Raw genomic sequence first — 11,253 nt, forward strand, 5'->3', positions numbered from 1 at the left:
TTGTCACTTTAGAACTGCTATAATTCTTAAACTTTTTTTTTGATCTATGTATAGTTTTTACATAACTTAAATTTAATATTAAAAGTAGTATGATTTCTGAAACAACCATAGTTTAAAGCCGATTACAGCTAAATAGGTACCATTTAGCTGTAATCTGTCTAAGCTTTGGCAAACCACAAAAAGGATGCAAAAGTGAGTGACCTGATAGAAGGTTTTTTAGGTAAGTCTGTGGAGGGCAAAAAAAGTAGAGTTCCAGCTCGTCTTGATTTTGTCCAAAGTGCGACAGGTCTTTTTATGGCCTTGTTTATGTGGGGGCATATGATCTTTGTTTCAAGTATCTTGGTAAGCAAAGATTTTATGAATACAGTAACTGAATTTTTTGAAGGAAAGATGTTCTTAAGTGAGCCAAATCCTGTTTTAGTTTCTGTGGTAGTTGCGATTGTGTTCGCCATATTTATTATTCATGCTGGTCTTGGAATGAGAAAACTTCCTATAAACTTCAGACAATGGCAAGCTTATAGAACTCATATGAAGATGATGAAGCATGATGAAACCAATATGTGGTTTATTCAAGCATTTACTGGATTTGCAATGTTCTTTTTGGGCTCTGCTCATTTGTATTTTATGTTGACTAATCCAGGCTCTATAGGTGTTGATGGAGTTGGTGATTCAGAATTAAGAATGCTTTATCAATGGCCATTTTATTTAACATTATTATTAGCAGTTGAGTTCCATGGTGGAATTGGATTGTATCGTCTTTGTGTTAAATGGGGATGGTTTGAAGGAAATAATGCTAAAGAAACAAGAGCAAAACTTAAAAAGGTTAAATGGGCAATTACAGTCTTTTTATTGGTACTTGGTCTATTAACTATGGCTGCTTATATTAAATATGGTTTTGAAAAATCAAGTAGCGTTATGGGAGTGTCACACTCTGTGGTTATCACTAAAAATATCGATATGAAGGTTGCGTAATGAATATTAAATATTGTGATGCATTAGTAATAGGTGGAGGGCTAGCTGGCCTTAGAGCGGCTGTTGCTGCACAATCAAGAGGATTAAGTACTACAGTTTTAAGTTTGGTTCCGGTTAAACGTTCTCACTCTGCTGCGGCTCAAGGTGGTATGCAAGCAAGTCTTGGTAACTCTAAAATGAGTAGAGGTGACAATGAAGATGTACACTTTGCAGATACTGTAAAAGGAAGTGACTGGGGATGTGATCAAGAAGTAGCAAGAATGTTTGTTACAACTGCTCCAAAAGCTATTAGAGAATTGGCTGGTTGGGGTGTGCCTTGGACTAGAATTAAAAAAGGTCCTAGAGAAGCAGTTATAAATGCAGAAAGAACTACAATCGTAGAAGATGATGAAGTTCATGGTTATATCCACTCAAGAGACTTTGGTGGAACTAAAAAATGGAGAACTTGTTATACATCAGATGCAACAGGTCATACGATGCTTTTTGGTGTTGCAAATGAAGCTTTAAAACATAATGTAAATATTGAAGATAGAAAAGAAGCAATTGCTTTGATTCATGAAAATAATCGTTGTTATGGTGCAATTGTTAGAGACTTAGTAACTGGAGAAATTAGTGCTTACTTAGCAAAAGGTACACTAATAGCAACAGGTGGTTATGGAAGAATTTACAAACAAACTACAAATGCTGTAATTTGTGAGGGAACAGGTGCAGCAATTGCTCTTGAAACTGGCATTGCAAAACTTGGAAATATGGAAGCTGTTCAATTTCACCCAACTCCAATAGTTCCTTCAGGAATTCTTTTAACTGAAGGTTGTAGAGGAGATGGTGGAATCTTAAGAGATGTAGATGGTTATAGATTTATGCCAGATTATGAGCCAGAGAAAAAAGAACTAGCTTCTCGTGACGTTGTTTCAAGAAGAATGTTAGAGCATATTAGAAATGGGAAAGGTGTACCTTCTCCATATGGACATCACTTATGGCTAGATATTTCAATCTTAGGTCGTGAACACATCGAGAGAAACTTAAGAGATGTTCAAGAAATTTGTATGATATTTAACGGAATTGATCCAGCTGATGAAGGTCCAAAAGGTTGGGCTCCAGTTCTTCCGATGCAACACTACTCAATGGGTGGTATTAGAACTAAACCAACAGGAGAGTCTCCAACATTGAAAGGATTGTTCAGTTGTGGTGAGGCAGCTTGTTGGGATATGCACGGATTTAACAGACTTGGTGGTAACTCAGTAAGTGAAACAGTTGTTGCTGGTATGATTGTTGGTGATTACTTTGCGCAATTCTGTGAAGCTAATGATATAGATATTAGTACTAAAACTGTTCATGACAAACTAGAGCAAGAAACTAATTTCATAAAAGGTCTTTTAGAAAAAGATGGAAAATACGATGTATTTGAAATCAAAAACCGCATGAAAGAAATTATGTGGGATAAAGTAGCTATATTTAGAGATGAAAAAGGTTTAACTGAAGCTGTAAATGAACTCGAAGAATTGTATAAAGAATCAACAAATGTTAAAGTAAAATCTAAAACTATGGCGGCTAATCCAGAATTAGAAGAAGCATATAGAGTTCCTAAGATGCTTAAACTTGCTTTATGTGTGGCTTCAGGCGCGCTACAAAGAAAAGAGAGTAGAGGGGCTCACTATAGAGAAGATTATCTTAAACGTGATGATAAGAACTGGTTAAAGAGAACTCTTACTTCATGGAAAGAGGGTGATACACTTCCAACTATAGAGTATGAAGAATTAGATATTATGAAAATGGAAATGCCTCCAGCATTCCGTGGATACGGTGCAAAAGGTATGTTGATTGAAAATGAATTAAGTGCTAAGCGTCAAGAAGAAGTTGATAGAATTAGAGAAGAAATGGAAGCTCAAGGTAAAGATAGATACGAGATTCAAGAAGCACTTATGCCATTTGAGTTGCAACCATATTATAAAGCAAAAAATGAGAGATTTGGAGATTCAAAATGAGTAGAACTATAACTATAAGAGCATTAAAATATAATCCAAACTCAAAAGTTTCTAAGCCACATATTGCAGAGTATAAACTAGAAGAAACTGATGGTATGACTCTTTTTATTGCTCTAACTAAGATTAGAGAAACATTAGATGCTGACTTGTCTTTTGACTTTGTATGTCGTGCGGGAATTTGCGGAAGTTGTGGTATGATGGTAAACGGTAAGCCTCAACTTGCATGTAGAACATTGACAAAAGATTATCCTGATGGTGTTATTGAGCTTTTCCCAATGCCAGCATTTAAACTTATAAAAGACCTTTCAGTTGATACTGGTAACTGGATGAATGACATGAGTAAAAGAGTTGAGAGTTGGATTCACTCAAACGAGGAAGTAGATATCACTAAACTTGAAAAGCCAGTTGATCCTGATGTTGCAGATGAGACATTTGAGCTTGATAGATGTATTGAGTGTGGTATTTGTGTTGCAGCTTGTGGAACAAAACTAATGCGCCCTAACTTTGTTGGTGCAGTTGGACTAAATAGAGTTGCAAGATTCCATGTAGACCCACATGATGAAAGAACTGACGAAGACTTTTATGAGTTAGTTGGTGATGATGATGGAATTTTTGGATGTATGAGTCTTCTAGCTTGTGAAGATAATTGTCCAAAACACTTACCTCTACAAAGTAAAATAGCTTATATGAGAAGAAAGCTAGTAGCTTTACGTTAAACTTTTTTGAGGATGACATTTTAGTGTCATCCTCATACCTTTTTTAAATCTTTTTTCTGTATACTTTCATATATAAATTTTCAATTAAAGGAGATGATATGTGTGTAAGTAGAATACAAAGATTAATGACAGCTTTTGTCTTATGTATAGTTTTGTACTTTTTTTATGTATCTGATTTAGAAAATGCAAAACAAATTGCACTTTATTTACAGGTTTTTGTTATATTTATGCTAAGCCTTTGGGCATTTACTAATTTTTGTCCATCAATTTGGTTATTAAAAAAAATCTTTCCTCCTTGTAAATGGGAAGAATGATATAGGATATAAATGTATATTATAAATGATTTTTTTCTTTTAATTTGGCAAGAGGGTTCTAAATGTAGATTTTCTAGTTATGGAGATATTAAAAACTATTTAGGAATTGTTTTAGAAAAAAATTTTGAGTTATTTTGTGATTATGTCGCAATACTTTTAATAGTATCAAATGAAAATATAAATAGCTTAAAAGATATAAAAGAGGCAAGAGATGCTTTAAATTATCTTAGTGGGCTTAATGAATGGGATAAAAAAAGGATACAATTTACTCAAAAAGAGGTATTGTTTTTTTTAACTCAAGTAGGAAATGTAAAACTCAATAAAGCCATTGAAAAAAGGTTTGACAAACTTAGAAAAGAATCTATAATTGGATATGAAAAAACTAGAAAACTAATAAGCCTACTTGCCCTAATCAAAGAGAAGAAAAATCAAATAAAACCTTTACATGTAGAAAAAGCGAAAGAGGGTGAAAATTTTTATGAGAGTTCTATAAATCTAATTTGTAGTTCAATTGCAAATTTAAAAAAAGCTATAGAAGATACAAATAGTTTAAGTAGACTAGAAGTAATCCCACAAAAACTAAAAGAACAAAAATTTTCTATTGGTGTCACTGGAGTTATGAATGCTGGAAAATCTACTATGCTTAACGCTCTTTTGGGAAAAGAGATTTTAGGTACTTCAGTAATCCCAGAAACTGCAAATCTTACAGTTATTAAATATGCTAAAGAGCCAAGTGCAGTTGTTAATTTTTGGAAGCAAAATGAGTGGAAAAAGATAGAAGAATCTGCAAGCTATTTGGAAAATTTAAAGCCGTTTGTAGATGAAACAAAAAAGATTTTTTTTAAAAATTTAGGTGAGTTTATAACACAAGATGGATTAAGTAAAAAAATAGATATAAATGAGCTTCCTTCTTATACTTCAGCAGAACATTCAGATAAAAAATGTAATCTTGTAAAAAGTGTTGAGCTTTATACTGATTTGAAATTTGTAGAAAATGGTGTTGAGATAGTCGATACTCCTGGTCTTGATGATCCTGTTATACAAAGAGAAGAAATAACCAAAAACTACCTTTTAGAATGTGATTTGATGATTCATCTTATGAATGTAAACCAAAGTGCAACACAAAAAGATGTAGAATTTATCATAGATTCATTGTTATATCAAAATGTTGCAAGATTATTAATAGTAATTACAAGAATTGATACAGTAAGTAGCGAAGAACTCAATGAAGTTATTGAATATACAAAAAATAGTATCAAAAATAAACTAATTTCACTAAATAAAGAAAATAGCTTTGATGCGATTTTAAATAAAATTGATTTTATACCAATAGCTGGGTATATGGCTCTTCTTCATAGAATAGGAAGAAAAGATGAAGCTTTAAAAGCTGGGTATGATTTACAAAGTAGTGGTATTTTAAAAGTTGAAAATTATTTAGAAGAAGTACTTTTTGGAAAAGACTCTCAAAAAGCCAAAGTTATCATAGATGCTAATAAAAAAGAGATAATAAACATCATAAAATTTAATAAAACTTCATTTTTAAATGAGAAAGAATTACTCTCAAAAAGTTCTAGTGAAATTGCCAATGAATACAAAAAATATCAATCAGAAATTTCTGGGATTAAGGATAAATTAGAAAAACTTAATTCTTTGATAGATGAAGAAACAAATGAGTTAAAGGGGTATTTTAGTACATTAAAAAGATTTGCACAATCTAAGATAAATTCTTTAAAAGATATAGCCAAAAGAAGAGTTTGTGATGATTTTTCGTATGAAGTTAGAAAAAATAAAACAAAGCCTAAAGAAGAAAGAATCGCTTATATCATCGAAACAGCTTTAAAGGATGGCTTTATAGACTTAACTCGTGATTATAGATATCAATTTAGTAAAAAGATAGAAGAATCTTTTGAAAAAATCTCTAGAGAATTTGAAGAATTTAGCCAAATTGATAAAAATAGTATGACAGATTCAAAAGAATTTTTTAATAAACATTTTTCAGATATAAATTTTACTAATTCTAATGTATTGCTTATACAAAAGGTAAATACAGCTATAAGAACTGCAAGTAAAAAAGACATTGATAGTTTATGTGAAAAAGTTGATGTATATTTTGAAGAAGCTATGAAAAATATTTATGAAGAATTTAATAAAAAAGTTGAACATATCAATGATGATTTAGTGTTAGAGTTTACTAAAAGTGCAAAGCTTCCAATGCAAAATATGCAAGAGAGTATGCAAAAGCAAGAAGAGATTTTAAATCTTGCTAAGCAAAGAATAGAAGATAAATCTTTTGATACATCAAAAAGGGTTAGTGAGTGTGAACAAAAATTAAAACTTCTTGATATAGTTTTAAAAGATTTAGAGGATTTATAATGAGTGTGTTAGATAGTTTTATAAAAAATTATAATGATAAATTTGTAGAAAAAAAACCAGATTTTGATGAATCTTTAGTTGGTATTGTAAATAAAACAAAATTCACGCTCTTAGATGAAAAAATGTCTGCTTCAAAAGAGCTAAAAGATAGACTAAACTCTCTTGTAATAAGAGCAAAAGAGCCTATGAGAGTGGCTATCACTGGGCAATTTTCAAGTGGAAAATCTACATTTTTAAATGCACTATTATCAAAAAACATACTTCCAACGGGAATAACTCCTGTAACTTCTAAGGTAAATTATATTCGCTTTGGTGATGAACTTAAGATTAAAATAAACTACAATGATGGAAGAGAAGAGTTTCAAAGTGTTGAAAACATAGCAAAATTTACTGACCAAAGAGGAGTAGTTGAAGAGATTGAGTTTTTAACTCTTTATGTTCCATTAGAGCTTTTAAAAACTGTTGAGTTTGTAGATACTCCAGGTCTAAACTCACAATCAGCAAGTGATACGACTACCACTCAAAAGGTTTTAAAAGAGGTTGATGGAATTATTTGGCTTAGTCTTATAGACAATGCTGGAAAACACAGTGAGGCAAAAGTTTTAGAAGAGTACTTAGATAAGTACCAAAACAAATCTTTATGTGTTTTAAATCAAAAAGACAAATTCACAAATGAACAGATAGAAAGAACAACTTCATATGTAAAAAAGGCTTTTGCTCAATTTTTTAGTGAAGTTATACCAATTTCAGCGAAACAAGCTTTAGAATCAAGAAGTCACGATAAAAATCTGATGATTGAAGAGAGTTTAGAAGAGTTTTTACAAAATCTCAGAAAAAATATAAAAAATGGCTCTTTGGAAGATATCAATAGGGCTTATAAAGAGTATCAAAAAAAAGTAGAAGATATAAGTAAAGCAGATTTAAATGAAAATATTAAACTTTTAAAAGAATCAAATATTCAAGCTGTTTTAGATTTTATAGAAAATGAGATAAAACCACTTGAAAATAGTTCAAAAGATTTTGCTATTAAAAATGAGATTAAAAATATTTGTTCAACTTTGATTGAACAACATAATCTTTTTATAAAAATTTATGATGAATTAGCAGAAGAATTAAGAGAATTTGAAAGAGAAGCTGATGAAAAATTAGCAGATTTAAAGATTAGATTTACTAAAAAATTGAAAAATGCATATGCAAAAATTGAAGAGATTATAGATACTATTGCAAATGATATATTTAATCACGTTGTTGATTCAAAAAAGGTTAGATACAAAGCTGTAAAGACTGGGCTATTAAAAAGTAAAACTTTATATGAAGCAATTGAGTATAAAGTTCCTAAAATTGATTCTGATTTAGTGTACAAAAATCTTTTTTACGATGATGATGTTGTAGGAAAAATGTTTAAAAAGTATGTAAAGGAGTTAAAAGCCATTCAAGATGAAGTAAATGAAAATAATGCCTTAGTATATGAAATGCTAAAAAAACGCGTAAGAAAATGGCAAAATCCTTATGAGTTTATAAGAAAATCAAAAGAAATTCACTCAGATATTGAATTTGCAAACATAAGAAAATTTGCATCAAAAGCATATGAAAATATACTTAGACCATTTAGTGATGAAATTCACGCATCCTATGCAAAAATAAGCTCGGAATTTAATCATCTAAGTAGTGCAGTTAGTTTTAACTATCAAAATGCTACAGGAGTAAGTGTGGCATTTTTAGAGCAAAAAATTGCTCAATCAATCAAATTGTATGAAGAAAACCCAACTAAGTTTTCTTTATATCAACCAAAATTAGCAGAGATTAAAGAGCGCCTTAGAATTAGTTTTCATTTGTATGAACTTCAAAATATGATGAATACAAACAATACCTTCTTGAATAAAAACTATGACAGGTTGATTGAAGAGTTTAAAAATATAAGTAAAGATAGACAAAATTTCTGTGCAAAAAGACAAGAGAGACATATAAAAACAATAGAGATTTTAAATCTACATGTAAAAGATTTGTAATTCCTTTACATGTAGTGTTCTTTTTTTAATAATTCATATAGTTTTAAGATAGAAATAAAAAGTGCAGTTATTGCTGGACCTAAAATCATACCCCAAAAACCAAAGGTAGAAAGTCCCGCGATTATTGCAAAAAATATAACTAGTTCGTTTATATTTGTAGGTACTTTTGCAAGTTTGTTTATGTATTTTATAATCATAGGCTTTATAAATGTATCGGCTATGATTGAAATTACTATGATTGAGTATGAAGCGATTATGATAGCTTCAAGAACATTTCCTCTAGCTAATTCATAAGCACAAATAGGAACCCACATCAAAGCTCCTCCAATCACTGGAATTAATGAAGCAAATCCATAGAGTATACCAAGTAAAAGCCCATCATATCCAAAAACCATACCGATGATAGCAAATAAAGCACCCTCAAATATTGCAGTAACAAGGATAGAGTAAAAAAGTACACTCATAACATTTGCAACTTCACTAAAGACTAATGAAATTTGTTTTGGATCAATTGGAGTTAAACTTTTTGCGTATTTTACTATCTCTTTTCCATATAAATTTGCAAAGAAGAAAAAAACTGTGATTAAAAACATATCTTTTAAAAATTTAGCACTGTTTTTCCCAATAAACGCAGCATATGATAGAATATTTCCTGTGATTTTATCTACATTTATATTTTGTATAAACTCATCTATATTTGGTTTTAAAAATGCAATTGAATTCGGAAGATTTATTTTAATTGATAAAATATAATTTATAATTTTTTGTATGATTGCAGTATCAAAATTTGCTGCAGTTACTCCAATAGTTGTTATTATATATACAATAGGTGCAAAAAATAGAATCGAAAGCAATGTTGTTGATAAAAAAGCAGCTAGAATATTTCTTTTTGTTATATTAAGTATCTTTAAGTTTATATTGTAAGTTGCAATTGCAAGAAGTGATGCAATTGTGATGGTTAGTAAAAATGGCTCATACAGTTTTAAAACCCAGTACAAAACAATTACAAAAACTATTCCAAAAAAAAGCTTGTTATTATTCATCAAAAAGTCCTTTATTTGGTTTGCTTAATCTAAATACATCATATGATTTTGAAGTGGCGATTCTACCTCTTGCTGTTCTTTCTATGTAGCCTTTTGCTAAAAGGTATGGCTCAATTACATCTTCAATTGTACCTTCATCTTCACTCAAAGCAGCTGCAAGTGTACTAAGTCCAAGTGGTCTTCCTTTTGATTCTATCAAAATCTTGATATATCTTAAATCAAGCTCATCAAAACCTAAATCATTTACTCCTAATTCATCGAGCCCATACTTAGCTCTTTTTAATGATATACTCTCTTCATCTTCAACATCTGCATAATCTCTTATCCTTCTTAAGAGTCTTAGAGCAATCCTTGGAGTTCCTCGGCTTCTTTTTGCAATTTCTAAAGAAGCTTCTTTATCACACTCTTTTTCTAGTTTACTTCCAGCTTTTCTTATGATGGTTGCTAACTCATCTTGATTATAAAATTGCAATCTAAAATGCATACCAAATCTATCTCTAAGAGGCGAACTTATCATACCAGCTCTTGTAGTTGCGCCAATGAGAGTAAATCTAGGCAAATCAATCTTTATAGTTTGTGCTGCTGGTCCACTTCCTATGATAATATCTAAGCGAAAGTCTTCCATAGCAGGATATAAAATTTCTTCAATTGCAGGAGATAGTCTATGAATTTCATCTATAAAAAGTATATCTCCCTCTTCAAGGTTTGTTAAAATCGCAGCTAAATCTCCACTCTTTTCTATCATAGGAGCGGCAGTCATTTTTATATTTGTTTGCATATCATTTGCTATTATGTAAGCTAGAGTTGTTTTTCCAAGTCCAGGAGGTCCAAAAAATAAAATATGATCAAGCGCTTCTTCTCTTTTTTTTGAAGCCTTTATAAATACTTGCAAATTCTTTTTTATTTGACTTTGGCCTATATAATCTTCCCAAGTTTTTGGACGCAGTGAGGTTTCATACTCATTTTCAAAAGAAATTTTATCTATCTCTACTACTCTTTCCATTAGTAGGTATGTTCCTTTGCTGGAAATTTCCTAGCTTTAACATCTTGGACATATCTATCAACAGCATCTTTAACCAAAGTTGCACCATCAAGATATTTTTTAACAAATTTTGGTTGAAACTCTTCAAAAAATCCGAGCATATCACTCCAAACTAAAACTTGACCATCAGTTACATTACCTGAGCCTATACCAATAGTTGGGATATTTACAGCTTCAGTGATTCTCTTAGCAGCTTCTTCTTTTACCCCTTCAATAACCAAACAAAACGCACCAGCTTCTTCAACTGCTTTTGCATCTTCTATCAGTTTTAAAGTATCTTCTTCGCTTTTACCTCTGATTTTGTATCCACCTTCTACTCTTACAAATTGAGGCATAAGACCAATATGTCCTACAACTGCTATCGAGTTTTGAGTTAGCGCTTTTATGATATGAGCTCTTTCAACTCCACCTTCAATCTTTACTGCATGTGCAGTTGTTTCTTGATATACTCTTGAAGCATTTTTTAAAGCCATTTTTTCATCAGTGTAGGTACCAAAAGGCATATCACAAATGACAAATGTGTCTTTTGCACCTTTGCATACAGCTTTTGTGTGGTATATCATAATGTCAAGAGTTGCACTTAGTGTATCAGGTTTGCTATTAAAACTCATATTAAGACTATCACCTACTAAAATCATATCTACTTTTTTATCAAATAACGATGCAAAAAGAGCATCATAAGCAGTAATGACACTTAATGGAGTTTTGTTTTTTGAGTTTTTTATAGTTGTTATAGTTTGCATTTATTTCCTCGTATAAATCAATTGTATTTATTAAAATTAGATTTTATCTAAAAAAT

General features: G+C 30.8%; 9 protein-coding genes. 6 read left to right on the forward strand and 3 right to left on the reverse strand.

The genetic code is table 11. The features are described from left to right. Positions 1–192 precede the first annotated feature (192 nt). From ACKGJI_RS02255 to ACKGJI_RS02280, 6 genes are all read left to right on the forward strand, one after another. Positions 193–972 carry a fumarate reductase cytochrome b subunit gene (locus tag ACKGJI_RS02255; RefSeq protein WP_458700941.1) on the forward strand — a complete coding sequence of 260 codons (780 nt, stop codon included), beginning with the start codon at positions 193–195 and terminating at the stop codon, positions 970–972. Beyond that, the gene (locus tag ACKGJI_RS02260; protein WP_458700942.1) at positions 972–2,957 is read left to right on the forward strand and encodes a fumarate reductase flavoprotein subunit; all 1,986 of its coding nucleotides are present in this window, start codon (positions 972–974) and stop codon (positions 2,955–2,957) included. The genes ACKGJI_RS02255 and ACKGJI_RS02260 overlap by 1 nt, the downstream gene beginning before the upstream one ends. After that, entirely contained in the window at positions 2,954–3,673 is a 720-nt protein-coding gene (locus tag ACKGJI_RS02265) for a fumarate reductase iron-sulfur subunit (RefSeq protein WP_458700943.1), read from the forward strand. Before ACKGJI_RS02260 ends, ACKGJI_RS02265 begins: the two co-directional genes overlap by 4 nt. 98 nt (positions 3,674–3,771) lie before the next feature. Beyond that, complete coding sequence (locus ACKGJI_RS02270; protein WP_458700944.1) at positions 3,772–3,987, forward strand: hypothetical protein; 216 nt, start codon at positions 3,772–3,774, stop codon at positions 3,985–3,987. A gap of 12 nt (positions 3,988–3,999) precedes the next feature. Further along, complete coding sequence (locus ACKGJI_RS02275; protein ID WP_458700945.1) at positions 4,000–6,360, forward strand: dynamin family protein; 2,361 nt, start codon at positions 4,000–4,002, stop codon at positions 6,358–6,360. After that, positions 6,360–8,369, forward strand: coding sequence for a dynamin family protein (locus tag ACKGJI_RS02280; protein ID WP_458700946.1), 2,010 nt, complete (start codon positions 6,360–6,362; stop codon positions 8,367–8,369). The genes ACKGJI_RS02275 and ACKGJI_RS02280 overlap by 1 nt, the downstream gene beginning before the upstream one ends. Before the next feature lie 5 nt (positions 8,370–8,374). Here ACKGJI_RS02280 and ACKGJI_RS02285 read toward each other — a convergent pair whose 3' ends face one another. The 3 genes from ACKGJI_RS02285 to panB are packed head-to-tail and all read right to left on the reverse strand — an operon-like array spanning position 8,375 to position 11,197. Next, a complete protein-coding gene (locus tag ACKGJI_RS02285) occupies positions 8,375–9,412 on the reverse strand; it encodes an AI-2E family transporter (RefSeq protein ID WP_458700947.1) in 1,038 nt (345 codons plus the stop codon). Beyond that, a complete protein-coding gene (gene ruvB, locus ACKGJI_RS02290) occupies positions 9,405–10,415 on the reverse strand; it encodes a Holliday junction branch migration DNA helicase RuvB (RefSeq protein ID WP_458700948.1) in 1,011 nt (336 codons plus the stop codon). The genes ACKGJI_RS02285 and ruvB overlap by 8 nt, the downstream gene beginning before the upstream one ends. Beyond that, positions 10,415–11,197 carry a 3-methyl-2-oxobutanoate hydroxymethyltransferase gene (panB, locus tag ACKGJI_RS02295; RefSeq protein WP_458700949.1) on the reverse strand — a complete coding sequence of 261 codons (783 nt, stop codon included), beginning with the start codon at positions 11,195–11,197 and terminating at the stop codon, positions 10,415–10,417. Before panB ends, ruvB begins: the two co-directional genes overlap by 1 nt. Positions 11,198–11,253: the final 56 nt, after the last annotated feature.

It is taken from the genome of Sulfurospirillum sp. 1307 (assembly GCF_054408545.1).